Origin of the sequence: Sphingobacterium sp. JUb20, from assembly GCF_004342035.1 — a bacterium.
GTDB classification, from domain to species: Bacteria; Bacteroidota; Bacteroidia; order Sphingobacteriales; family Sphingobacteriaceae; genus Sphingobacterium; species Sphingobacterium anhuiense.
Genome location: NZ_SLYV01000014.1, coordinates 64,070 through 89,475, shown reverse-complemented (window position 1 = coordinate 89,475; position 25,406 = coordinate 64,070). Strand labels below are relative to the sequence as shown.

27 protein-coding genes are annotated in these 25,406 nt (G+C 35.5%); 16 read left to right on the top strand and 11 right to left on the bottom strand.

What is annotated here, in order from left to right; genetic code table 11:
- Positions 1-99 precede the first annotated feature (99 nt).
- Entirely contained in the window at positions 100-1,524 is a 1,425-nt protein-coding gene (gene dnaA, locus EDF66_RS21435; protein ID WP_132771747.1) for a chromosomal replication initiator protein DnaA, read from the top strand.
- A gap of 97 nt (positions 1,525-1,621) precedes the next feature.
- Here dnaA and EDF66_RS21430 read toward each other — a convergent pair whose 3' ends face one another.
- The 6 genes from EDF66_RS21430 to EDF66_RS21405 form a co-directional block, all read right to left on the bottom strand.
- Positions 1,622-2,029: a hypothetical protein gene (locus EDF66_RS21430; protein ID WP_132844954.1), complete on the bottom strand. Its 408-nt coding sequence runs from the start codon at positions 2,027-2,029 to the stop codon at positions 1,622-1,624.
- Positions 2,030-2,225: 196 nt separating this feature from the next.
- The gene (locus tag EDF66_RS21425) at positions 2,226-2,612 is read right to left on the bottom strand and encodes a hypothetical protein (protein WP_132844952.1); all 387 of its coding nucleotides are present in this window, start codon (positions 2,610-2,612) and stop codon (positions 2,226-2,228) included.
- Between the two features lie 95 nt (positions 2,613-2,707).
- A complete protein-coding gene (gene lpxK, locus EDF66_RS21420; RefSeq protein WP_132844950.1) occupies positions 2,708-3,763 on the bottom strand; it encodes a tetraacyldisaccharide 4'-kinase in 1,056 nt (351 codons plus the stop codon).
- Position 3,764: 1 nt separating this feature from the next.
- Positions 3,765-4,229: a gliding motility lipoprotein GldH gene (locus EDF66_RS21415; protein ID WP_132844949.1), complete on the bottom strand. Its 465-nt coding sequence runs from the start codon at positions 4,227-4,229 to the stop codon at positions 3,765-3,767.
- A gap of 62 nt (positions 4,230-4,291) precedes the next feature.
- Positions 4,292-5,677 carry a stage 0 sporulation family protein gene (locus EDF66_RS21410; protein ID WP_206368615.1) on the bottom strand — a complete coding sequence of 462 codons (1,386 nt, stop codon included), beginning with the start codon at positions 5,675-5,677 and terminating at the stop codon, positions 4,292-4,294.
- A 6-nt stretch (positions 5,678-5,683) separates the two neighbouring features.
- Positions 5,684-6,826 (bottom strand): ATP-binding protein, encoded by a 1,143-nt coding sequence (locus EDF66_RS21405; RefSeq protein ID WP_132771742.1) that lies wholly within the window; start codon positions 6,824-6,826, stop codon positions 5,684-5,686.
- A 224-nt stretch (positions 6,827-7,050) separates the two neighbouring features.
- Between EDF66_RS21405 and dnaN the strand changes: the two genes are divergently transcribed.
- From dnaN to nadD, 7 genes are all read left to right on the top strand, one after another.
- Complete coding sequence (gene dnaN / locus EDF66_RS21400) at positions 7,051-8,175, top strand: DNA polymerase III subunit beta (protein ID WP_021188232.1); 1,125 nt, start codon at positions 7,051-7,053, stop codon at positions 8,173-8,175.
- Between the two features lie 10 nt (positions 8,176-8,185).
- On the top strand, positions 8,186-8,845 hold the full coding sequence (locus tag EDF66_RS21395; RefSeq protein ID WP_021188231.1) for a DedA family protein: 660 nt from the start codon (positions 8,186-8,188) through the stop codon (positions 8,843-8,845).
- Positions 8,846-9,075: 230 nt separating this feature from the next.
- On the top strand, positions 9,076-9,615 hold the full coding sequence (locus EDF66_RS21390) for a VTT domain-containing protein (protein WP_243656110.1): 540 nt from the start codon (positions 9,076-9,078) through the stop codon (positions 9,613-9,615).
- 64 nt (positions 9,616-9,679) lie between these two features.
- Positions 9,680-10,249, top strand: coding sequence for a CAP domain-containing protein (locus tag EDF66_RS21385; RefSeq protein ID WP_132844947.1), 570 nt, complete (start codon positions 9,680-9,682; stop codon positions 10,247-10,249).
- 58 nt (positions 10,250-10,307) lie between these two features.
- On the top strand, positions 10,308-11,183 hold the full coding sequence (locus EDF66_RS21380; protein ID WP_132844946.1) for a YicC/YloC family endoribonuclease: 876 nt from the start codon (positions 10,308-10,310) through the stop codon (positions 11,181-11,183).
- A gap of 2 nt (positions 11,184-11,185) precedes the next feature.
- Positions 11,186-11,758 (top strand): guanylate kinase, encoded by a 573-nt coding sequence (gmk, locus tag EDF66_RS21375; RefSeq protein ID WP_132771738.1) that lies wholly within the window; start codon positions 11,186-11,188, stop codon positions 11,756-11,758.
- Complete coding sequence (gene nadD, locus EDF66_RS21370; RefSeq protein ID WP_021190413.1) at positions 11,758-12,333, top strand: nicotinate (nicotinamide) nucleotide adenylyltransferase; 576 nt, start codon at positions 11,758-11,760, stop codon at positions 12,331-12,333. Before gmk ends, nadD begins: the two co-directional genes overlap by 1 nt.
- Before the next feature lie 37 nt (positions 12,334-12,370).
- Here the strand turns inward: nadD and EDF66_RS21365 are convergent, their stop codons facing one another.
- On the bottom strand, positions 12,371-12,895 hold the full coding sequence (locus EDF66_RS21365) for a YegJ family protein (RefSeq protein WP_132844944.1): 525 nt from the start codon (positions 12,893-12,895) through the stop codon (positions 12,371-12,373).
- A gap of 172 nt (positions 12,896-13,067) precedes the next feature.
- Here EDF66_RS21365 and EDF66_RS21360 point away from each other — a divergent pair, with 172 nt between their 5' ends.
- The 3 genes from EDF66_RS21360 to EDF66_RS21350 are packed head-to-tail and all read left to right on the top strand — an operon-like array spanning position 13,068 to position 15,401.
- A complete protein-coding gene (locus EDF66_RS21360; RefSeq protein WP_132844943.1) occupies positions 13,068-13,826 on the top strand; it encodes a hypothetical protein in 759 nt (252 codons plus the stop codon).
- Between the two features lies 1 nt (position 13,827).
- Positions 13,828-14,583, top strand: a complete 756-nt coding sequence (locus tag EDF66_RS21355; RefSeq protein WP_132844941.1) for a hypothetical protein — start codon at positions 13,828-13,830, stop codon at positions 14,581-14,583.
- Positions 14,580-15,401, top strand: coding sequence for a formylglycine-generating enzyme family protein (locus tag EDF66_RS21350; protein ID WP_207898713.1), 822 nt, complete (start codon positions 14,580-14,582; stop codon positions 15,399-15,401). Before EDF66_RS21355 ends, EDF66_RS21350 begins: the two co-directional genes overlap by 4 nt.
- A gap of 38 nt (positions 15,402-15,439) precedes the next feature.
- Here the strand turns inward: EDF66_RS21350 and EDF66_RS21345 are convergent, their stop codons facing one another.
- From EDF66_RS21345 to EDF66_RS21330, 4 genes are all read right to left on the bottom strand, one after another.
- Positions 15,440-16,210: an SDR family NAD(P)-dependent oxidoreductase gene (locus tag EDF66_RS21345; RefSeq protein WP_132844939.1), complete on the bottom strand. Its 771-nt coding sequence runs from the start codon at positions 16,208-16,210 to the stop codon at positions 15,440-15,442.
- Entirely contained in the window at positions 16,210-17,334 is a 1,125-nt protein-coding gene (locus EDF66_RS21340; RefSeq protein WP_132844937.1) for a DUF4861 family protein, read from the bottom strand. The genes EDF66_RS21345 and EDF66_RS21340 overlap by 1 nt, the downstream gene beginning before the upstream one ends.
- A 5-nt stretch (positions 17,335-17,339) precedes the next feature.
- Complete coding sequence (kduI, locus tag EDF66_RS21335; protein ID WP_132844935.1) at positions 17,340-18,185, bottom strand: 5-dehydro-4-deoxy-D-glucuronate isomerase; 846 nt, start codon at positions 18,183-18,185, stop codon at positions 17,340-17,342.
- Between the two features lie 86 nt (positions 18,186-18,271).
- The gene (locus EDF66_RS21330) at positions 18,272-19,183 is read right to left on the bottom strand and encodes an AEC family transporter (protein ID WP_132844933.1); all 912 of its coding nucleotides are present in this window, start codon (positions 19,181-19,183) and stop codon (positions 18,272-18,274) included.
- A 396-nt stretch (positions 19,184-19,579) separates the two neighbouring features.
- Between EDF66_RS21330 and surE the strand changes: the two genes are divergently transcribed.
- The 5 genes from surE to EDF66_RS21305 all read left to right on the top strand — a co-directional run bounded on the left by surE (position 19,580) and on the right by EDF66_RS21305 (position 25,402).
- The gene (surE, locus tag EDF66_RS21325; RefSeq protein ID WP_021189178.1) at positions 19,580-20,350 is read left to right on the top strand and encodes a 5'/3'-nucleotidase SurE; all 771 of its coding nucleotides are present in this window, start codon (positions 19,580-19,582) and stop codon (positions 20,348-20,350) included.
- 1 nt (position 20,351) lies between these two features.
- On the top strand, positions 20,352-20,612 hold the full coding sequence (locus EDF66_RS21320; protein ID WP_132844931.1) for a hypothetical protein: 261 nt from the start codon (positions 20,352-20,354) through the stop codon (positions 20,610-20,612).
- Positions 20,609-21,481, top strand: coding sequence for a menaquinone biosynthesis family protein (locus EDF66_RS21315; RefSeq protein WP_132844929.1), 873 nt, complete (start codon positions 20,609-20,611; stop codon positions 21,479-21,481). The genes EDF66_RS21320 and EDF66_RS21315 overlap by 4 nt, the downstream gene beginning before the upstream one ends.
- 141 nt (positions 21,482-21,622) lie before the next feature.
- Positions 21,623-24,919: a preprotein translocase subunit SecA gene (gene secA, locus EDF66_RS21310; RefSeq protein WP_132771729.1), complete on the top strand. Its 3,297-nt coding sequence runs from the start codon at positions 21,623-21,625 to the stop codon at positions 24,917-24,919.
- A gap of 24 nt (positions 24,920-24,943) precedes the next feature.
- Positions 24,944-25,402: an SPOR domain-containing protein gene (locus EDF66_RS21305; protein ID WP_021189175.1), complete on the top strand. Its 459-nt coding sequence runs from the start codon at positions 24,944-24,946 to the stop codon at positions 25,400-25,402.
- The last annotated feature ends 4 nt before the right edge of the window (positions 25,403-25,406 follow it).

Genomic DNA, 25,406 nt, shown 5'->3' with positions numbered 1-25,406 from the left:
GTTTTTTAGCTGATTTTTTTTTGTCATCTTCGTCTTAAGAGAAAGTTATCAACATTTTTTTGGTCGCTTATTGGAAATCAACTTATTAAGAATTTTAGAATGGAAAAAACGAGTACAAGTGTTTGGAATAATTGTCTTGCAATCATCAAAGACAATATACCAGCGCAAAGTTTTAAAACCTGGTTTGAGCCTGTGAAAGCAGTACGTTTGGAGGGTGACGTTTTGACTATTCAAGTACCTAGTTTATTTTTTTACGAATGGTTGGAGGAGCACTATGTTGGTATCCTTCGTAAGACTGTTAAAAAGTTTTTAGGTGAGCTTGGTAGGTTGGAATACAATATCGTGGTTGAGAAGTCATCAGCTTCAATTCCTTATACAACAAATATCCCTTCCAATGGCAATGGTGCAGAAGGTAAGAAACAATCTATACCTGTTCCTGTATCTTTAAATAAAGATATCAAGAATCCATTTGTAATACCAGGATTAAAGAAACTACAGGTTGATCCTCAATTAAATCAAAATTACACCTTTGATAATTTTATTGAAGGCGAGTGTAACCGTTTGGCGAGATCTGCGGGCTTTGCTGTGGCAAATAAACCTGGAGGTACCTCATTCAACCCATTGATGATTTATGGAGCTGTAGGACTAGGAAAGACTCACTTAGCACAAGCTATCGGTAATGAAATCAAAAGAAATCTACCAGATAAGTTGGTGATCTATGTTTCTTGTGAGAAATTTTGCCAACAATTCGTAGATTCACTTAAAAATAATACCATTAATGATTTTGTGAATTTTTATCAGGCAATGGATGTGATCATCATGGATGATGTACATAACTTCGCTGGTAAAGAGAAAACACAAGATATATTTTTCCATATTTTCAATCATTTGCATCAGTCTGGAAAACAAGTAATCTTAACATCTGATAAAGCTCCTAAAGATTTAGCAGGATTAGAAGAACGTTTATTAAGCCGTTTCAAATGGGGTCTTTCTGCAGATATTCAAATTCCAGATTTGGAAACAAGAATGGCTATTTTGAAAAAGAAAATGTATTCTGATGGAATTGAATTACCAGAAAATGTTGTAGAATATGTTGCAAATCAAATTGACAACAGTGTTCGTGAACTAGAAGGAGCTATGGTTTCTTTATTAGCGCAGTCAACATTAAATAAAAAAGAGATTGATTTAAATCTAGCTAAATCAATGCTTAAGAACTTTGTTAAAAACACGCATAAGGAAATTTCAATGGAATTTATTCAAAAGCTCGTTTGTGAGTATTTTGAAGTTCCAGTAGAAATGGTTAAATCTAAAGTTCGTAAAAGAGAAATCGTACAAGCCAGACAGATTTCAATGTATCTCGCTAAGAACCATACAAAATCGTCATTGAAAACAATTGGTTCATTCTTCGGTGGTCGCGACCACTCTACGGTAATTTATGCTTGTCAGACAGTAGAAGATCTAATTGAGACAGATAAGAAGTTTAAAACGTATGTAAATGATATTATGAAAAAGCTAAAAGCTTAATATCATCCATACATAAAGATATAAGACAAAAAAGGGATTCTAATTAGAATCCCTTTTTTTATCCAAATTGGATAACGTTTATGAACAAGCTCTTATACTATTGTGTTGTTTCTTCTGTATTTTCTTTTTGCTCTTCCTTGACCGGCTTAGGTGCTACTTCTGGAATAACTTTAGCAGGTCTTTCTGCCACCACTTTTTTGAATAATTCTTTTTGATCCTCTGTTAGTAATGCATCAACCTTTACATCTGCATCAGCTTGTAATTTAGTAAATTGTTCTGTTAATACTTCTTTAGTAGCCGTAGTATCCTGCAGTAAAGCAGCCTCAGCTTTTGCCTGATCTAGCGTAATTGTATAAGCGGCAGTTTTCTGCTCGTCTGTCAAACTTAATTTTTGCGTTAATTCCGTCGTTACCTGAGTAGCTGTTTCTTCTGGACTAGCTTGTTGGGCAAATGTTAAACTGAGTGCTAATAAAAACCCGATCCCTGTTAAAAATAATTTTTTCATGACTGTTATTTTTAGTGTAAATATTCAATTCTTAAATTCTACTACTAAAACTAAAAACTACTGCTTTTTATTGTATCAAATCTGTTACTTTAACAAAGTTTTAACAAAATTAACGTTTTAAGTTATTGAAAATCAGTTTTTAATAAAAAAAGGTTCAACCGTGAAGTTGAACCTTTTGTCAATAATTATAATCAAATTAGTTTGATTTTTGTCTTTGTTGCCTACGTTCTAGCATTTCTTTTTGTAATGCGTCGTAAGATTTACTTTGTTCAGCATTTAAAAATGATTTGATTTTCACGTCGGTTGAAGAACGAAGAGGTTGCAATTTTTCGAAAGCTGCTTTACGGTCATCTGTATTCTTAAAAATATCTTGTTGCTTTTTGGATAGTTCCAAGCTATATACATAGATTGAATCTTTTTGACTTTGTGATAATTTTAATTGCTTATCTAATCTTTCTACCATATTTTTAGCTTGGTCTTCAGGAGATCGCTGCTGACCACCATTACGTTGTCTTTCTTGTGCCATAGCTGTTACAGCCAATAACATAAAAGCTCCCATTAAACTTGATTTTAAACTTTTCATATCATTTTATTAGTTTACTTATTTTTTATGTCAACTAGTTTAGTCGCCAATAAGAAGACAAATGATATTTAGTAAAGTTTAAGTGTATTAAAAATTTAAGATTCATTAACACTTCTGTCACAGATAGATAGAAGTTGTTGTTCAACAATATTTCGATATTCCTGATCTTCAAATGCTATTTCGATGGGAATGTAAGCTATAGGTAAGCTCTCTACTAAAGCTAAGTATTCAGGAGTACGGATTCTTTGTGCATCCTTTTCTGTAGTTATAATTAATTTAGAAGGATTTTTGATCTGATTAAACTTCTGTTTGACTGTCAATATATCATTTGATGTATAGGCATGGTGATCAGAGAAACCAAGATGCTCTATCCCTTTTACAAGCCCTGTAAGGTAATCTAATAAAGGTTTTGGGTTCGCTATACCTGTAAGTAATAATACTGTCGTATTGGCGTTCATTTCAATCCTATTTGTATTCAGATATACTAGCTCACCGTAGTGTATGGAAGTGAAAAAAATATTTGAAAGACCACTTTTACGTTCTAGTTTTCTTTTAATAATTGCTTTCTCTTGAAACGTAACTGAAGCAGGAGTTTTTGTAACCATAATCATATCTGCGCGTTTAGATTCTCCCGGAAGATCTCTAAAATTACCCATGGGAAGTACAAACATGGGATTGAGGCAAGAATGATAGTCGAATAAGAGTATTGAAAATGTAGGTTTTAGCTTACGGTGCTGAAAAGCATCATCTAGAATAATAACATCATGATTATCCATTAATTTTTCAACCCCTAAGCATCTGTCTTCACAAACAGCAACTGTAATATCTGAAAATTTATTTTTGAATTGTAAAGGTTCGTCACCTACTTCATCAGCAGTTGAAGAGACGTTAACATATTTAAAACCTTTGGTTTTACGTCCATATCCCCGACTCAAGGTAGCGATACATCTTTTATCTTTAAGGATTTTAATAATAAACTCCGTCATAGGACTCTTTCCTGTACCTCCAATGGCAAGGTTGCCAACAACGATAGTCGGTATGGAATAAGTTTTAGATTTTAGTATCTGGAGGTCAAATAATCGATTTCTGATCCAGATGATAAATCCGTATAGTATTGCAAAAGGGAATAATAGTAATCGAAGAGAATTCATTTTATTTGCTCATAATATTTAATCCAACGTCACTTATTTCTACAAGCGGATTGTCGCGCATATTCTGTTCAAAAGTGAATTGGTAAATACCGGTATCTGGGAACGTATAATTTTGATGAATAAGGCTACGCTGCGTATATAAAGAACCTGCGCTTTTTCCTGTCCATTTTCCATCAGCTTCTGCTAATTTGAGCGCTTTTCTATAGCTGTATTCTTTAGTTTTGGGACCTTTTTCATGTACTAAAACAAAAAGGTTAGAATAAGGGTATTTTGCCGTGTGTCGAACATTTAACCAAACGTCATATTTTTTAGAGATATCTGAAATATGTATGTTAAAGCTTGGTTTATCAGAATGGAGCCATTCTTTGTTGTTAATATTGACATTTTTATCAATAATGGTATTGGAATCGCAAGCACCCAATAGTATTATCAGTATAAAGCCAATTAGAAACGCGTTGTTTTTCATTCTTATTTAAGTCTATAAAATTGGCGAGAATAGCTATTCTCGCCAATTAATGCAATAACTTATTATTCAGCTGAAGGATCAGTGTTATTGCCTTTATTTCTATTATTTCGATTCTTATTGAAACGTCTTTTTGGCTTACTTCCTGTACCTTCTTTACTTTGGGCAGAAGCAGTAGTTTTGTCTACATTTAAAACCTTTGTATTTTTATCCTGCTTTTGTTGCGGTTTCTCCAGCTTTACCGGTTGCGTTTTTACATTAGGTTCCGCAACAGTTTTTGCACGATTATTAGGTTTGGATCTACCTTTATTATTTCTTTTTCTTTTGTTTTTTTCGTCCAGACGGGTTAAGCTATCTTGACCGACTACGTTCTCGTAATCATAATTAACAATTTTTTCCTCTTTGATCTCAGTATCAACAGTTGTGATCAACTCTTCAACTTTAATGCCCTGTTTATTCTTCTCGATTAGTTCTTTGACCTGATCCACAGGAAGTGCAATCCAACTCTCTGCTCCAGGATAAGAGAACCACATCATTTTCTTGAAAATGTCGGTTTTTTGCAAATATGCATTTCCCTTCAAAGTTTCAATACGGTCTACATTATTAGGAATATCCTTTAAAGCATCCATATAACTATCCAATTCGTAATTTAAGCAACACTTCAATTTACCGCATTGACCCGCTAATTTTAGCGTATTAAGCGATAGATTTTGATATCTAGCTGCAGAAGTTGAAACAGTTTTAAAATCTGTTAACCATGTCGAACAACATAATTCGCGACCACAAGAACCTATACCACCTAAGCGGCTTGCTTCTTGTCTCATACCAATCTGTCGCATTTCTATTCGAATACGGAATGACTCCGCCATTCTTTTAATTAACTCACGGAAATCCACACGGCCTTCTGCTGTATAGTAGAAAGTTGCCTTTGTTTTATCACCTTGATAATCTACATCAGAAATTTTCATGGAAAGGCCCAATTCTAAAGCTAAATTACGCGCTTTATGCATCGTTTCCCATTCCAGATCTTTTGCCATATTGAATTTTTCAACATCGGCCTCAGTAGGTTTACGGTAGATTTTTTTGGTAACACTCTCTAAACTCACATTGTTTTTCTTTAACTGTAAGCGAACGAGTTCGCCAGTTAGAGAAACGTGTCCTATATCATATCCGCCTGTAGTAGGTTCTACAGCAACCATTTCACCTATTTCTAAATATAGATTGTCTGAATTGACAAAGAAATCCTTTCGGGATCCCTTAAATCGAACTTCTACAATGTCAAAAGGTTTATAGTTGGATGGCATATCCATATCAGATAGCCAGTCATATACATCTAATTTATTACATCCGCTAGTCATGCAAGAGCCATTATTTTGGCAACCTGCTGGAGTACCGCCCACTGTCGTCGTACTTCCACAACCTCCGCCGGATGAGCAACTGCCACATCCCATAGTTTTCTATATATATTGAGTTCCTTTCGGAAACGTTTTGTATTTAAACATTAATACTAATTGCAAAGATAAATCTAAAAATAATATTTTAGGATTTGCATTTCTTTCCACACTATAGTGTGTTGTTTCAAACAAATTAATTGTTTCTTCAATTTGTTCGATGGTATAATGAGTAGCAAACTTGTTTACAAAATCAAGTTCATGCGCGGATAGAAATACTAAGTTTGAAAGATCGAGTTTAATTAAAATAATCTGACGCATGATATTAATAGCATACATCAAAAACGTTTTTTGATTTTCACGACCTAATTTAGCCAATTCCTCCTCGCAAATGCTGATGATATTTAGACCAGAATCCTGAACAATAAGCCGTAACCATTTAACCAATAAATTGAAATGGTTGTTTGTCTGCGTATCGATCATATTTATAGCTTCCTGTACGTTACCGTCAGCTATAAAAGCAATATCTCTTGCTTCAGATTCTTCGAGGTTTTTATTTTCTATTAAATACGATGTAATCGCTTGATGACTCAATTTATTAATTTTAACGAGCTGTGTTCTCGAAATAATCGTGTTTAATATTTTATTCTGATTTTCAGCCACCAAAAGGAACAATGTTTTTTCTGGTGGTTCCTCAATCAATTTTAATAAGGCGTTACCTTCTTTTTCTAAATATTCAGGTAGCCACATAATCAAAACTTTAAATTCAGCCTCAAAAGACTTTAAACTTAATTTTTTGATTATTTCATGCGCTTCAGCAATATTGATGTTAACCTGCTTATTGTCGGCATCAAGTTGTTGTCGCCAATTTTCTAAACTTAGGTACGGATTATTCAAAAATGCTTTTCGCCAATTCTCAATAAATGTCGCAGCATTATCCTCCTTATGCTTCGCAATAAAAGGATAAGAAAAATGCAGATCCGGATGTATAAGTTTATTATATTTCCTACAGGATGAGCATAAACCGCAACTATCAAACTCGGCTTTATTTTCGCAATTAATAAATTGTGCGTAAGCTAAAGCTAAAGCTAGTGAGCCAGAACCTTCTGGTCCAAGAAATAATTGCGCATGACTCACACGGTTTTCACGAACTGTGCTGATCAGATGAGCTTTAACTAAATCATGTCCAATAATATCCCTAAATTGCATATACTACTCCTAGTCTATACAAATGTAATAAATAATAGACAGCATTTATTTATATTCAAAATATAAATGGGATATATGATGTCAATTTTATTGAAATTCAATTATTTACTAACCTGTAGCAAGATAAAGTTTATACAGTTAATTTTCCGCTATTTGGATATACACCTTCTAAAAATGTAGATTCTTTTGCGTAATATTGCAGATATAATTCATAATTTTAGGAAATGAGATTTATAGTATCCACATCGATTTTATTAAAACAACTTCAAGCTATTAATGGCGCTTCAAGTAGTAGTACAGTTCTACCCATTTTAGAGAACTTTCTTTTTGAAATAAAAGACAATACGTTAACGATATCTGCGACAGATTTGCAGACAAGCATGGTTACGTCATTGCAAATTGAGGCTAAAGAAGAAGGAAAAGTAGCGATGCCTTCTAAAATTTTAATAGAGACCTTAAAAACATTACCAGATCAACCAGTTGCTTTTTTTGTTGATAATAATACGCTAGCGATCGAGATCAGTGCCGGTGACGGTAAATATAAGTTGAGTGGTGAGAATCCTGAGGATTTCCCTAAAATTCCAGTAATTGACAATGCGCATACTGTTCATATGCCTGCTCCAATACTAGCAGAGGCAATTAGTAAAACAATATTTGCTGTTAGTAATGATGAGTTAAGACCGGCAATGTCAGGTGTGTTAGTTCAATTGGGAGATAAGGCCGTAACGTTTGTATCTACAGATGCACATAAACTGGTACGCTACAGACGTTCTGATATTGGCGTAGAAAAGCCTGCTTCATTAATTCTTCCAAAAAAAGCATTGTCTTTATTAAAATCATCTTTGCCATCAGAAGATATCAATGTTTCGATTGAATATAATTCGACAAATGCATTTTTTAGTTTTGGTAACATCAATTTAATTTGTCGTTTGATTGATGAGCGTTACCCAGATTACGAAGCTGTAATTCCGCAGGTGAATCCAAATAAGTTAACTGTTGACCGTTTACTATTTTTAAATACGTTACGTCGTGTTGTTATTTTTGCGAATAAAACAACGCATCAGGTACGTTTGAAAATCTCAGGTAGTGAATTGAATATTTCTGCTGAAGATCTTGATTTTTCTAATGAAGCTCATGAGCGCTTAGGATGTCAGTTTGAAGGGGAAGATATGGAAATTGGTTTCAACGCTAAATTTTTAGTGGAGATGTTAAACAATCTAGCTAGCGAAGAAGTAGTCATTGAAATGAGTACAGCCAATCGTGCAGGTTTGCTAATTCCAGCAGTAGCAGAAGAAAATGAAGATATTTTAATGCTGGTTATGCCAGTTATGTTAAATAATATCGGTTAATCGCACTGTTTTGGAAGTTATAGCGCATATCATTGATTTTGTTCTGCATATTGATAAACATTTACTTGAGATCGTAAATGATTATAAAACGTGGACATATCTCATCTTATTTCTGATTATTTTTGTTGAAACAGGAGTTGTTGTGATGCCATTTTTACCAGGCGATTCTTTACTATTTGCAGCAGGAATGCTAGCAGCACAGCCAAATGAACTTAATGTCTGGTTGATGATTGCTATCTTATTAGTAGCCGCGGTATCGGGAGATTCTCTTAATTATGCCATCGGGAAGCGATTTGGAATGCAGATGACCAAATTTAAACTATTTGGTAAGCAGGTAATCAAAGACGAGCAGATTCAAAAGACACATACTTTTTATGAAAAGTATGGTAGTAAAACAATTGTAATTGCACGCTTTGTGCCTATTGTCAGAACACTGGCTCCATTTGTAGGAGGAATTGGAAGAATGCATTATGGCACTTTTATAACTTATAATGTTATTGGAGCAATTCTCTGGGTCGTAGGGATTACATTAGCAGGATATTTTTTAGGTAATATACCGATCATCAGAGATAATTTTTCAAAAGTAGTGCTGTTGATTATCTTATTATCAGTATTGCCGATTGTCTTTGAAGTCTTAAAAGAAAAATTTAAAAGTAAGAAGGAAGCCTAAAAGCTTCCTTTTTTATTACAGGCAATTTTTTAGTATCGTATCATAAAATAAGGTATTTGTAACCCAATAAGGTTCGATGATCAAAACAGTAAGTATTTGATTTTATTAAACATGCATTTTAAATGGATATTATCACAAATCTCATTGATTTTATTTTACATATTGATAAACATCTTATTCAAATTGTTCATGATTATCAATGATGGACTTATCTGATTATATTCTTAATTGTGTTTGCTGAAACAGGTCTTGTTATAACACCATTTTTACCAGGAGATTCGGTATTATTTGCATTAGGAGCTATTATTGCTCTTCCAGAAAGTGATCTTTCTTTGTCTTTATTTTGGTTGGTGTTAGTGACAGCGGCAGTTTTAGGAGACTTTGTTAATTATGAAATTGGAAAATATTTGGGACATCGAGTTTTCAGGTCAAAGTCTAAAATATTTAAACCCGAATATTTAATCAACACCCAGTCTTTTTATACTAAACATGGTAATAGAACTATTATCTATGCCCGCTTTGTTCCAATAGTACGCACATTTGCACCCTTTTTTGCAGGAGTTAGCCATATGACTTATGTTAAATTTGGTACCTATAATATTTTTGGAGGGCTATTATGGGTCACTTTATTTTTATTAGGAGGATATTTTTTTGGACAAATCCCAATGGTTAGGAATAATTTCTCTTTGGTCGTCTTCCTGGTTATCATCATTAGTGCTGTACCTGTGCTGGTACAGTTTTTTAATCATAAAAAATCTACTACGGTCTAAACCTAAGATCCTTTTTTGAGTCTATTTTGTGAAAGAATTTCACACGAAGCATCTATTTATTTACATGAAGTACCTATTAATTTTCAGTTTAAGTCTACTATTTTCATTATCATCAGCACAAGTAAGAGTCGAAAAAAAGCAGGCAAAAGAAGCCTATCATCTTCTTAATGAAATCCGTAAAAATCCTGAACGGTATAAAAAGAAGCTCGGTCTATTCAATTTGAATAAAGTGACAAGAAAGTCACTGAATTGGAATAAGAGGCTCGCTGAGGTTGCCGAATCGCGGGCCAAGGATATGGCAAGGCGAAATTATTTTGACCATGTCAATCCAGATGGTATAGGTCCTAATTATTATATGCAGCAAGCAGGTTATGATTTGAATGCCAAATGGCTAAAAAATAAGCGGGCAAATAATTTTGAGTCTATTGCCTGGAATTGGCCAAGTGCTACAGACGCAATAAAAGGGTTAATTATTGGTAAAGAAGCGCCCGGTTATCATCATCGAAAACATCTATTAGGGATGGACGAATGGAATGCCTCTTTATATGATATCGGTATTGGTTTTGTTACTACAGGAAAGAAAGGACATCAAAAAAGTTATTTATGTGTCATTATTGCCAAGCATGATTGGTAAATTAATCAATTTATAGTCTTGATATTATGCATTATTGGAATGTTTCTTACCTTTGCATATGATAAAATCAATGACAGGATACGGCACAGCTGTAAAAGACAATGGAAAAGTTAAGTACAGCGTCGAGATTAAATCCTTGAATTCTAAATTTCTTGAATTAAATCTGCGTTTACCAAAAGCAGTTTCGGACAAGGAATTGACTTTACGTACAGAGTGCAGTAAACTTATTGAAAGAGGTAAGGTGAACCTTTCTGTAAACGTTGAATATTCTGATCAAACGGCAAAAGCATCGACAATTAATGCAGATTTGCTAAAAAAATACTATACTCAATTACAACAAATTGCTTTTGAACTGGGAGATAAACAAGTTTCTCTTTTCGAATTGGCTCTTAATATGCCCGAAGTAATTGCTAATAATGATAATGAAGTTGATGAAGAAGAATCACGATTATTATTAGAAGCATTTTACGCGGCAGTAGAGCAATTTAATATTTTCAGAGCAGATGAAGGAGCAGTTCTTTCGCAGGACCTGACTGATCGTGTTGAATTGATCTTAACTTATTTAACAGAAGCCGAAGCTGTTGAAATGGACCGTATTCCTTTAATACGCGAACGTATAGGCCATTACCTGGAGGAAACTGTAGGTAAGGAAAACGTTGATAAAAACCGTTTCGAACAAGAATTGATCTATTATATCGACAAATTAGATATAACAGAAGAGAAAGTTCGTCTACGCTCTCACTGTACCTATTTTCAAAAAGCTTTGAAAGCATCTGATTCTAATGGTAAGAAATTAGGATTTATTTCTCAAGAAATGGGTAGAGAGATCAATACGCTAGGATCAAAAGCCAACCACGCTGGTATTCAGCAGATCGTGGTAAAAATGAAAGAAGAATTAGAAAAAATTAAAGAGCAATTGCTCAACGTATTATAGGAATGGCAGGTAAGTTAATTATATTCTCGGCACCATCAGGAGCAGGTAAAACAACAATCGTAAAGAATCTATTAAGTAAACATGGTGATAAGTTGGAGTTTTCTATTTCTGCTAGTACACGCGAACCGCGCGGTGAAGAAATAGATGGCAAAGATTATTACTTTATATCAAAAGAAGACTTTCTACATAAGATTGCGAAACAAGAGTTCATCGAATTCGAAGAAGTATATTCAGGTACATTTTATGGAACATTACGTTCTGAAGTAGAACGTATCTGGGCACAGGGTAAACATGTTATTTTTGATATTGATGTGATTGGAGGACTTCGTTTGCGTTCAAAGTTTCCAGACGAAGCCTTATCTATTTTTGTGCAACCTCCTTCCTTAGAAGTTTTAAAAGCACGCCTGCGTGGTAGAGGAACAGACTCTGAAGAAAAATTGCAGGAACGTTTTGCAAAAGCTGAATCCGAATTATCCTATGCAGATAAGTTTGATGTGATTTTAAAAAATTATGATTTGGATGTTGCTGTTGTGGAAGCAGAGAAATTGGTAATGGACTTTCTGAATAAAAAGTAATGGCTAAAGTCGGATTATTCTTCGGGTCTTTTAATCCAGTTCATGTTGGGCATTTGATTATTGCCAATTATATGGCCAACTATACTGAGCTGGACGAAGTTTGGTTTGTGGTATCCCCACAAAATCCATTTAAAAAGAAAGAGAGCCTAGGTAATATGTACGACCGTTTAGAGATGGTTAATCTGGCAATTGAAGAGACCGAAAATTTAAAGGCAAGTTCCATTGAATTTAGTTTACCGCAACCCTCGTATACCATCGATACTTTAACACATCTGGCAGAAAAATATCCCACGCATGAATTTGTTTTAATTATGGGTGAAGATATTTTAGAGACCTTTTCAAAGTGGAAGAATCACGATATTATTTTAAGGGATTATCATATCTATGTTTATCCAAGACCTGGATATAATGGCGGTACAATGAAAGAACATCCGTCAATAACCCTGACACAAACACCGATGATGGAATTGTCTTCTACCTTTCTTCGACAAGCGGTGAAAGAGGGGAGCAATATCAAATTCTATACTCCGGATAAAGTCATTGAGTTTATCGAAAAAAAAGGACTATATTCATAAAAAAGGCGAAACTTAAGTTTCGCCTTTTTTATGAACTTCAATCTTCTATAATAAATCCAACTTCCTGATCAAAAGCCTTTTTTTCTTCTTCAGATAGGTTCTTTTTCATAACACGGATGGTATATCCACCTTTTAGGACCCCTTTATCTAGATACATCCAATCAGAGATCCGCTGCGGATCTATTGTTACTTGATCACCATATTTTACAACCTTAGTTAGTTGCGGTTCATTATTAACGGTACCACGATATGATTTGCCATCTGAGGTTAGGTTACCCACCCAGATATGTTCACCACCCCCATCTTCTGTATCGAATCTTACTTTGATAGCAAAACTCTCGTATCCTTCCTGGGGATCTTTAAAAGAAGTTTCAAAATTCTGAAACGTTTTATTTGCTTCGAGGATGGCCTGATTCATGGCTTGATCATCACCATTGAATTCGATGACATCATCATTCTTTATCTTTTCTTTAATCGTGTTTTGGCACGAAATAAATGAGAACGATACAAGTACGAGTAATAAAAAAAACTTGAAAATTGGACTGTTTTTTGAATGTAGCATTGTTTGTTTATTTGTATTAGCTTAGAAATATTATTTTAAGATAATCATAATTTAGTATTTACTGCAAATAGAAGAGAAATGACTAGTACTATGGTCTGTATTTTTATATAACAGTTTATTCATATCTTCAATAAATTTTAAATGGACAACTGGACTAACTTATATTAAAACAATGAAACAACATTTAATATTATTGATTCTCGTTTTTTCAGGCTTTATAAAATCATTTGCTCAGACGAACGAGGATGATGGAAGTTCTTATACTAGGGATGAAAAAGGATACGAATTGCGCACTAAAATGACTATACCGCCGTACGGACTGACGAAAATCAAGACGTTAATATCAAATATTACATTTAAAGAAGATCCAGAAGGAAGCTCTGATGGAGGTTTTGAGGCGATAAGTGCTTCGCAGTTTAATGGACTGAGCCTAAGAGAGAAATTTACTTATGTAATGATCCATGCAGAACTTTCTCAACAGAATTGTGCTATTCCAGAATATCAAAATGATCTTCAGAAACGCATTTTCGGACAGCTTGAAACGGGATTTAATGAGGCGAGCTGGAGCCAGAGACAAGCTGACTTTCTTCTTGAAAATCGAGACTCGGTATTGAAACTCATTCAAGAATCAGTTGGACGGAGCAAATGGATGGGCATTAACTACAAAGAAGCAATTTTAGAAATGAATGCTTGGAACATGATTCCTTTTATCATTACGTATGTTAAAAATACACCAAAGGATAAAGATGCACTAACCTTACTGATGCTATTAATGAAACGTGGCGAATATGAAGAATTCCTCAATTCAGTATCCTATCAGAAATTGTATGGTACAGATGCTGGTTATTATGCCTACTTGAACTATAATAAAGCAAATGAGGATTTAATTTGTGAGCGGGCAAATCGTTACTACAAAGTAAAAAAGAAATAATATGAAGCGAATAATTAGTGTCAGCCTCTTTATGATTTGTCTATGTACAACATTAGTTGCACAAGAGCATGTTTATGTTGAACCGACGCAGGCTGATCGAAACTATAGGGCATACCGCGAGGAGGAGACAAAACCTGAGTTTGGTTTGAGAAAAGTTGAATCTTTAATCAAAAAAATTAAAGAACCAGAAGATGATGGCATGATTGCAGATTACATCGCGGCTATTTCTAAGGACGAATTTAAGCGATTGAATTTAAAAGAACAGTTTACCTATGTTATGATTCATCCAGAAGTATATAGTCAGGCTTGTATAGATGATATGACAAGTCGGGGTGAAGATCAAAAGATCTTTGGGTTACTTACCTTTCGTCTTTCAGGAGTCGACTGGAGCGCGGATCAATATAAGTTTCTCAAACAGAATCGCGATACAGTACAGACATTGATTTTTGAAACCATAGCTGTAAAGAAACATATGGGTGTCAATTTAAAATCGGCCCTTCTGGAAATATCTGCATGGGAAAGTATCCCGGCTATGATTCGCTATTATCAAACAAATAGGAAAGATAGGGATGTTTTGACGGTATTATCTTTAATATTAAAAAAAGAACAGTACACGCCTTACCTGAAATCTAAGATGTATGGAAAATTGTATTTGGGCGATGCTAATTATATGACATCAGTTCGTTTCAATACAGCAAACGAACAATTTCTCTTATCTACGGCACAGGACTATTATAATCAGAAAATTTCAAAATGATGAAGAGCATTCGGATATTATTGATTGGGTTTTTTTTATACATGAATACTTCTTTTGCCCAAGAACAAAAGTTTATTGCGGTGGAGGCAGGTACTTATATTTTAGGTGATACAATCAGTTTGGATAACCCTAAAAGATCCGTTTCAATTCCAGCTTTTGCTATTGCTGAAGCCGAATTAACAAATGAAGCATTTGCTGCATTTGTTTCTGCTACGCATTATGTCACATTGGCAGAACGATTTCGTAATGCAATGGTCTTTGAACCCGGATTAGAAGAATTTCGATGGATACAGGATAGTACGGCATATTGGCGGTTTCCAAACGGAATAAGTAGAGGCGGGATTAAAGATAAAATGAATCATCCTGTTACCTGTATATCCTATCGGGATGCAGTCGCTTACTGCGAATGGGCAGGGGTTCGTTTACCCTCATTGGATGAATGGGAAGTGGCTTCAAGAGCAGGTTCGGAGACAAAGTATTTTGAAGGGGTAGATTTAGAAAAAATCATCAATTATGCCAATATATGGCATGGCAGAAATCATTTGGTAGCCGATACCACGGATGGTTATCTCTATACATCACCGATTAAAACATTTAAAGCAAATCCTTTAGGTTTATATGATGTATATGGTAATGTGTTTGAATTTTGTGAAGGCGCATTAGAACGTGATAAAGGTAGGAAAGTTGCCCATGCACGCGGGGGATCGTGGTGGTGCAGTAAAAATAGTTGCGCATCCTTTAATTCGCAATACATAGGTTCGGTCAATCCAAATGCATCTTTTAGTAATCTTGGATTTCGAGTAGTTAAGAAAATGTAGAGAGATCTAATAAAAAGAAATCTCTCTACATCTATTTGTTATCTACCCATCCAGCCACCATCTACGGTCAGAATTGTTCCATGAACGTAGTTAGACGCTTCAGAGCTCAGAAATAATATAGGTCCTTTGAAGTCTTGAGGTTCTCCCCATCTTGCGGCAGGAATTCGACCTAAGATAGAAGCAGAACGCTCCGGATCATCGCGTAATGCCTCAGTATTATCTGTTGCAATATATCCAGGAGCAATAGCATTCACATTGACACCTTTGGAGGCCCACTCATTTGCAAAAGCTTTCGTGAGCGATGCAATCGCACCTTTAGAAGCCGCATATCCAGGTACATTGATTCCGCCTTGAAAAGAGAGTAAAGATGCTGTAAATATGACCTTTCCTGTTCCACGTGAAATCATGTCTTTACCTATTTCTCTGGTTAAGATAAACTGAGCATTTTGATTGATCTCGATAATTTCATCCCAATACTCATCCGGATGTTCTGCTGCGGGTTTTCGTAAGATATTACCGGCATTGTTGACTAATATATCAATGACAGGATGTTGTTCTTTTACCTTAGTAATAAATGCATACAAGTCATTTCGCTTTGAAAAATCACATTGATAGGCATGGAATTTTCTACCTAAAGATTCAATAGATTTTTGAACAGCAGAATTTTCTAGTTCTAATGTTGCAGATACACCAATTATATCTGCTCCAGCCTCAGCTAATGCCTCGGCCATAGCTTTGCCAATTCCTCTTTTGCAACCTGTCACAAGGGCTATTTTACCTGTTAAATCAAATGATTGTAGTATGGACATTATTTTTTATAGCTAATGGTTAATGGTTTTTGTATTTGTTCTGATGCTTGTTGCAAATAAGCTTTCCAAGCATCCATATTTTCAATTTTTCCGGCTTTGTTGAAGGCTGCGCCAATATAATATGTCAGGGTCTGATTATTTTTAGCCGCTATATTCCATAAAAATTGAGTTGGGGTATCAATAAAATCTTTCTTTACATGTGGTAAAATGATCGCTGTTCCCGTAATATTGCCTTTATTCTCTGGTTCCCAGTAAGCAAAGAAGTTTTCTTTTTTATAAATCGTGTAATTAGGATTTGCTTCTTTTCGCTTGGCGATACCCAATACGATAGGTGTCTCAGTAGCGGTTGCATTATGCATCTTCACATTAATTCTACTTAACTGACTTTCGGCATCAATTGATATCTCTTTTTCAATACTGATCATCTGACCTTCTATTTCTTGAGGCTCATAAATTAATTTGAAAGTACTGCGTATAGGACCATTGTCCAGGACTTCTGATCGACGGTAGTGTTTTGTGTATTGAATTTGACCATTAAAGTATAGTGCCATATCACCTACCCCAAGGGTTTGTCCTACAGAATAATAGTCGAGACCTTTACCGTGATCGGCATGATAATCACCTGTTTTATACCACTCATCAATAATTAGATCGTTGGTCCGTTTTGACCAAAAATCAAAACCTTGTGCATCTTCAGAAGTCCCTTCTAAAGCTTTACCATATGCTCGAAAAGCTACAACATTGTTTTCCCATGCAAAATCATCTTTTCGTTCAGGAACATAGCGCGCATATGTTTTGCTTGCTGTCTTTACAGGTGCAGTGGCGGTAACTGCAAGTTCAATTTTTGCTTTCGGAGCAATGTGAACCGCAATCAGTACATTTTGAGGTGTTGATTTTCCGCGTTTTTCCAGTTGATAGATGACCGGTTTTTTCGATTCTTCTTCCAAAATCGAAAAAACGGTGTCTTTTAGTTCAAAGTGCTGTTTAAATTTTTCGTAAGGAATACTCACGACTTCTTTTCTCTCAAAAGAAGAAGTATTGTGGATGAGTAATGAGCTCTTATTTTGGGCAGATAAACTAGATGTAATACCGAGTAATAATGCCACCGATAATAATGATTTCATAGTATTTATTTTAAATCTGTAATTGCAGATTTGTCCATATCGTCGTAGTCGAGGTTTTCTCCTGCCATTCCCCAGATAAAAGTATAGTTACTGGTACCTGCTCCAGCGTGAATTGACCAAGGGGGAGAAATCACAGCTTGTTCATTTTTCATCCAAATATGGCGTGTTTCATCTACTGGACCCATAAAATGTGATACCGCTTGACCTTCGGGAACTTCAAAGTAGAAATAAACTTCCATTCGACGGTCATGGGTGTGTGCAGGCATCGTATTCCAAACAGATCCTGGTTTTAGCTCTGTCATACCCATCTGAAGTTGACAGGTATCAACAATCTTATTCAGTAACATCTGATTGATTGTTCTATGGTTTGCTGTCTCAAGAGATCCGAGTTCAATTTTATTAGCCGACTCTTTCGTTACTTTTTTTGTGGGGAAAGTATGGTGAGCAGGAGTTGAATTTAGATAGAATTTTGCTGGATTCGAGGGATCATTACTATTGAAGTAAACATCTTCAACACCTTTTCCGATATATAAGGCCTCTTTGTAGCCTAATTCGTAGGTGGTACCATCAACTTCTACTTTTCCAGCTCCACCAACATTAATAATTCCAAGCTCTCTTCTGCTGAGAAAGAAAGGTTCTTTCAACAATGCTGGAATCGTTTCCAATTTTATTTTTTCAGCAACCGGCATGGCACCTCCAGCCATGTAGCGGTCATAGTGTGAGTAAGTAAAATGTATCTGATCTGCTTCAAAAATATTTTCTATTAAAAAGTTCTCTCTTAAAGACTTTGTATCAAGTGTTTTACATTCATTTGGGCTAATTGAGTAGCGCGACTCATAATTCATTTTCATATTCTAGCGTATTTAAGAAACATGCTAAAAATAACATATAAATAGATCATAAGCCACAATAATCTTCGCAATCGATATCGGAGACTTTAAATAAATATTGAAATGATATAAGACCAGATGGCTGTTGTCAATAGACTTAAGATAATTCCTAAGCCAATAATGAGATTGATTAATTTCGTGTTTAGCCTAAATTGTTGTACCACCATACTGGCTGTAATTAAAGTCGGCATAGCCGCTTCCATAATACTCACACGGGCGATATCCCCCTTAACATTGAGTAACAATGCGGCGATAAGAACAATCGCAGGCGCTAACATCAATTTATACAATAAGGTCATCGAAATTTGAGAAATCTCTCTCTTCATGCCTTTAAATTGCAACTGCAACCCAACAGAAAATAATGCCAAGGGCGCTACTGTAGATGCGATCTTATCAAAAAATGGTTCGGTAACACTCAAATCCACGTATTGTGCCAATACGAGGGCAAGTATGCAGGCGATAAAAGGAGGAAAAGTAACAAGTCTTATTAATAGGGCACCAACCTTAATCCCTTCATTATTGCTCCGGTCTCCCTTGATGGCACAAATAATCCCAACGGTAGACAATAGCATGAAATTTACCTGATCGCAAATAATAGCAATACTTAGATTCTGCTCCCCATAATAGGCAATAATTAAAGGAAAACCAATAAAAGAGGTATTGCTGTATGCCGACGACAATTCCAGCGTACTTCTTGACCGCTGACTATAGCCTTTATAGCGACAATACAGTTCCATAAAGAGCCAACTCCCCGCAACAACAAGTATAGGGGATAGGACAGGGAAAAAAAGTTGCGTACTCCAGGTGATCTGGGGAATATATTTAAAAGATACGGCAGGTAAGGCGATATATAAAACCCATATATTAATGCTTTTTGAAGCATTTTCAGGAATTAATCTAAAATGCTTAAATAGCATACCAGCACAGACACAGAATATAATAAGTATAAAATTGACCATTTTTAATTGGAAAACGATATGAATGGTCGAAGTTACTCAAAAGAGAAATTTACTTTATATTTTTTAGAATATATATCGGATAAAAATCATCTTTTTTTAATGCAGTTCTGCTGGTAGATATATGGCAATTATATTTTGAACATATTATAATTTCCTGTAGTGATACTACAGGAGTAATAGAGGGTTTCTAGAGGGTTCATAGAGGTAAATCTATAGAAACCCTCTATAAAACCTAAATAATACCTGATATAAATCTCCTAAAATATTTAATGAGATACCTATATGTGCATCAGATGTCCTTTAAAAAATATGAGTTAAGGTCTTTTTAATGTATAAAAAGAAAAAGCAATAGGTTAAAAGCTAACGCTTTTCTATTTTTCTTCCTAAATTAGCATCATGACAAAGAAGAAACCAACCATCTTGGTTGTGAATGATGATGGCATTACAGCTCCAGGGATTAAAGTTTTAATTGAAGAAATGCAAAAAATTGGCCATGTGGTGGTCGTTGCTCCCGATAGTCCGCAATCGGGTATGGGACATGCCATTACGATCGGGCGACCTTTGCGTTTAGACCGTATTGATCTGTATGAAGGGGTTGAGATGTATAAATGTTCTGGAACTCCGGTAGATTGCGTCAAATTGGCCGTAAATAAGATCTTTAAGGGGCGTAAGCCTGATGTATGTGTCTCTGGTATTAATCATGGGCTCAATCATTCGATCAATGTTTTATATTCAGGAACGATGTCCGCTGCGGTTGAGGGAGCAATAGAAGGAATTCCGTCTATTGGATTTTCTTTAGATAATTTTGATTACGATGCAGATTTTTCTCATTGTAGATCCTATCTGGTATCAATCACCAAGCAGGTGTTGGCAAATGGTCTTCCAAAAGGTTCTTTGTTGAATGTTAATTTTCCTAAAGATGAAGCCAAAGGAATAAAGATCTGTCGTCAGGCAGGTGGACATTATGTTGAAGAGTTTGATGAGCGTGTCGATCCTAGAGATCGGGATTATTATTGGATGACTGGCAGGTTTGAGTTGGAAGATCGTGGAGAGGATACTGATTCATACGCATTAAGCAAAGGTTATGTTGCTATCGTACCCACACAGTTTGATATGACTGCTCATCATGTTATTCCTGAATTAAATTCTTGGGGATTCGATAGTTAATATGAAAAACAATTTAGGCATAGGGATTTTGTTGGGTGCCATTGCACCCATGATCGCTTATTTACTTTCTACCTATACAACGCTTTTTGAAAAAACGATATCGGAAAAGCCGATGTTAATTTATGCCATAGCGGTATTTATGAACTTATTGGTTATACGTTTTTTGTTTAAAGGAGAAAAAGGTGCCTTAGCAAAAGGAGTCTTGGTCGCTACATTTATAGCAACCATACTTTATATACTTACACATAAATTATCCATATGAAATTGACATTGGGTTTTTCACCATGCCCGAATGATACTTTTATTTTTGATGCACTTATTCATCATAAAATAGATACAGAAGGACTAGAGTTTGACATTGTATATGAAGATGTCGAAACCTTGAATTTAAAAGCCTTTAGGGGAGACTTGGCCGTCACAAAATTAAGTTACCACGCTTTTGCTTATGCTGTTGAAGATTATGAGCTATTGGACGCCGGTAGTGCATTAGGTTTTGGAGTAGGACCCATGTTAATTACGAAAGATGAAGAGCTGGCTAAAGAGCTTCAAGAACTATTGTCATCCAAAACGGTATTAACGAAAGCACTAGCAGAATTACGGGTCGGTTATCCCGGGAAATATACGACAGCTAATTTTTTATTGGGTTTGGCATTTCCTGAATTGAAAAATAAAAAGGAACTTGTTTTTTCAGAAATTGAAGGTGCTTTGTTAGCCGGTGTTATAGATTTGGGATTGATCATTCATGAAAACCGCTTTACTTATCAGGAAAAGGGCTTATTTAAAGTGGTTGATTTGGGTGATTATTGGGAAAAAACGACAAATTGTCCTATTCCTTTAGGTGGTATTGTTGTTAAAAGAAGTATTCCTCAAGATATTAAAGAAAAATTGAACCGCGTTTTGAGAGCGAGTGTCGAATATGCTTTTGCAAACCCGACATCAGGTCTCGAGTTTATCAAATCGCATGCTCAGGAGATGAGCATCGAGGTGATGTATAAACACATTGAACTTTATGTCAATAAGTACTCTGTAGAACTTGGAAAAGAGGGGCGTTCGGCGATTGAAATCATGTTTAAGAAGGCTCAAGATATGGGCTTTATCCCTAAAACGGAAAAGAATTTATTTTTGTCATAAAAAATAGTAAAAAATATAGATATAGTGTGTTAGATATGATATCTAATAACTAAATTTGCCCGATTAGTGTCAATTTGTCTGCAATTTTAGTTTGGAGTCATTATTGAATGAAAGTCATAAATTGAGATAGAAAAGAATATTATGTTAAAATTTTTAAGTAAATTATTTGGAAGTAAATCCGAGCGAGATATTAAGGCGGTCCAGCCAATTGTAGAAAAAATCAAATCGGAGTACGAACAACTTTCGCCGTTAAGTGATGATGAATTGCGTGGCAAAACCGCTGATTTCAAAAATAGAATAAAAGGATATTTAGCAGATATTGATAAAGAGATTTCTACTCTAAAGGCTGAAGCTGAAGATGATAATTTGGACATGTCACAAAAGACAGCGATATACGAAAGTGTAGATAAATTATCGAAAGACCGTGATAAAAAATTAGAAGAGGTTTTAATGGATATTTTACCAGAAGCATTTGCTGTGGTAAAAGAAACATCAAGACGTTTGGCAGAAAATAAACAATTAGTCGTTACTGCGACAGATTTTGATAGAGAACTTGCTGCGCAAAAGCAAAATGTGGTTATTGAAGGAAATCAGGCAACTTGGAAAAATGTATGGTTAGCTGCAGGAACTGAAGTAACTTGGAACATGGTGCATTATGATGTGCAATTAATTGGTGGTGTTGTCTTGCATCAGGGTAAAATTGCACAAATGGCAACTGGTGAGGGTAAAACATTAGTTGGAACCCTTCCTACTTATTTAAATGCATTAGCTGGTAATGGTGTGCATATTGTTACAGTGAATGATTATTTGGCACGTCGTGACTCGGAGTGGAATGCACCACTCTTTGAATTTCATGGATTGAGCGTAGATTGTATTGATAAACACCAACCAAACTCGCCGCAAAGACGTAAAGCTTATGCTTCTGATATTGTTTACGGTACGAATAATGAATTTGGTTTCGATTATTTGCGTGATAACATGACGCAGACACCCGATGCTTTGGTACAGGGTAAGTTACATTTTGCAATGGTGGATGAGGTCGATTCAGTTTTGATTGATGATGCGCGTACGCCATTGATTATTTCAGGTCCTATCCCACGTGGTGATCAACATGAGTTCTACCAATTAAAACCACGTATCGAACGTTTGGTAAATGCACAAAAAGCATATATCAATACGGTATTGAATGAAGCTAAGAAAGCTGTAAAAGCTGGAGATATCGATCCAGAAAAAGGTGGTTTAGCATTATTTAGAGCTTATCGCGGTTTGCCGAAAAATAAAGCTTTGATCAAATACTTAAGTGAAGATAATCACCGTCAGATTTTGCAAAAAGTGGAAAACTACTATATGCAAGAGCAGAATAAAAATATGCCTAAAGCTGATGCTGAATTGTTTTTTGTAATTGATGAAAAAAATAATCAAGTAGAATTAACGGAAAAAGGTATTGAGCTTATTACTGCTTCGGGAGAAGATCCTTCATTCTTTATCTTGCCAGATGTAGGTTCTGAAATTGCGGATATCGAAAAAGCGGATATTCCTTTAGAGGAGAAAGCTGCTCGTAAAGAGGAATTATTACGTGATTATTCTATCAAAGCTGAACGTATTCATTCAATCAATCAATTGTTAAAGGCATATACTTTATTTGAAAATGATGTTGAATATATTGTTGACGAAGGCAAAGTTAAAATAGTAGATGAACAAACGGGACGTATCATGGATGGTCGCCGTTACTCAGATGGATTACACCAGGCAATCGAAGCAAAAGAGAATGTGAAAGTAGAAGATGCTACACAGACTTATGCGACGATTACCTTACAAAATTACTTCCGTATGTACCACAAACTTGCGGGTATGACGGGTACAGCTTCTACTGAGGCTGGTGAGCTTTGGGAAATATATAAATTGGATGTTGTAGAAATTCCTACAAACCGCGTTGCTTTACGTGATGACCGTCAAGATTTTATTTACCGTACTGCTCGTGAAAAATATAATGCCGTTGCGGAAGAAATCCAAAAGTTAACTGAAGCGGGAAGACCTGTGTTGGTCGGTACAACTTCTGTTGAGATCTCTGAATTATTAAGCCGTATGCTTCAATTACGTAAGGTAAAGCATAATGTCTTAAACGCAAAATTACACCAAAAAGAGGCCGATATTGTTGCGGAAGCAGGTCAACCTGGACAGGTAACTATTGCGACAAACATGGCTGGTCGTGGTACGGATATTAAATTAACAGATGAGGTGAAAGCTGCAGGTGGTTTAGCGATCATCGGTACAGAACGTCACGAATCTCGTCGTGTTGACCGTCAGTTACGTGGTCGTGCTGGTCGACAAGGGGATCCGGGATCATCGCAGTTCTTTGTTTCTTTGGAAGACAACTTAATGCGTCTTTTCGCTTCTGAGCGTATCTCTAACATCATGGTTAAAATGGGTGTTGAAGAAGGTGAAGTGATGCAACATAGTATGTTGACAAAGTCAATCGAAAGAGCACAGCGTAAAGTAGAAGAAAACAACTTTGGTATTCGTAAGCGTTTATTGGAGTATGATGATGTGATGAACTCACAGCGTACAGTTATATACACAAAGCGTAAGAATGCATTGTTCGGAGAACGTTTAGACGTCGATTTGAACAATATGATTTTTGATGTTGTTGAAGAAATTGTTGTTGATGCTAAAGAAGGCGGTTCATATGAAGATTTTCAAATTGAAGTAATCCGTATATTTGCTGTAAATCCAGAGATTTCGGAAGAAGAATTCACAAGTCTAAAGATCGAAGCGTTAACAGATCGTTTGTTTGATCAGATAATCAATGCGTACCACACTAAATTAAATACGGTAGCGGCACATACGATGCCAGTATTGCAAAATGTATTTGAAGAGCGTGGTAATGTTGTCGAAAATGTTGTTATTCCTTTCTCCGATGGTCTTCGTGGCATTCAAGTTGCTACAAATTTGAAGAAAGCAATAGAAACAGAAGGAAGAGAAGTTTTCAAATCTTTTGAAAAAGGTATTGTTTTAGCATTAATTGATGAAGCTTGGAAAGAGCATTTACGTGAAATGGATGACTTAAAACAATCTGTTCAGAATGCTGTTTACGAACAGAAGGATCCGATCATCATCTATAAAATGGAAGCATTCAACTTATTTAAGTCGATGCTAGCGACCATGAATAAGGATATTGTAAGCTTTATCTTTAAAGGTGAGATCCCTGGACAAAATATGCAAAGTGTTCCAGAACGTTCTGTTCAAGCTGCTCCGGTACAGGTTAAAGCGACAAAAGCAGAGCTGGAATCTCCAATTGGAGTAAGTGCTGAGGATGTAGATACCCGTGATTTGGGCCCTACACAGCCTATCCGCAATGAAAATGCAATTGGCCGCAATGATGACTGTCCTTGTGGTTCTGGTAAGAAATACAAAAACTGTCACGGCGTTAATAGCTAGGCAGTGTTTTAAAAAAATATAATAATGCTTAAGAGAGGATTGATAGTTGTTTTTGCTTTAGTTGCTTTTACTTTTTCGAAAGTAAAGGCGCAACAAAATGAAAATGTAGTTGTCGTAAAAGATACATTAATTACGCTATTACAACACGTTAGGGCAAATATGGGTATCAATCCTGTCGAAAGCAAACCTGTTGCTGTACCAACTAAACCGACTGTAAGAAGCGCGGCTACGCGTACTACGGTTCGTGGTTTTAGGGTTCAGATATTTGCAGGCAGTGATCGTAACAGTGCTTTCTCAGAGCAGGCGCGATTTAGAAATATGTATAAAGATATTGATACCTATATTAATTACGATGAACCTAATTATAGGGTTAAAGTAGGAGATTTTAGGAGTCGATCTGAAGCAAATAATTTTATGAATTTGCTGCGTCAACAATTTAAGAACGTCTTCGTATTCTCTGAAAACGTTTTTGTTTACCAATAATCTT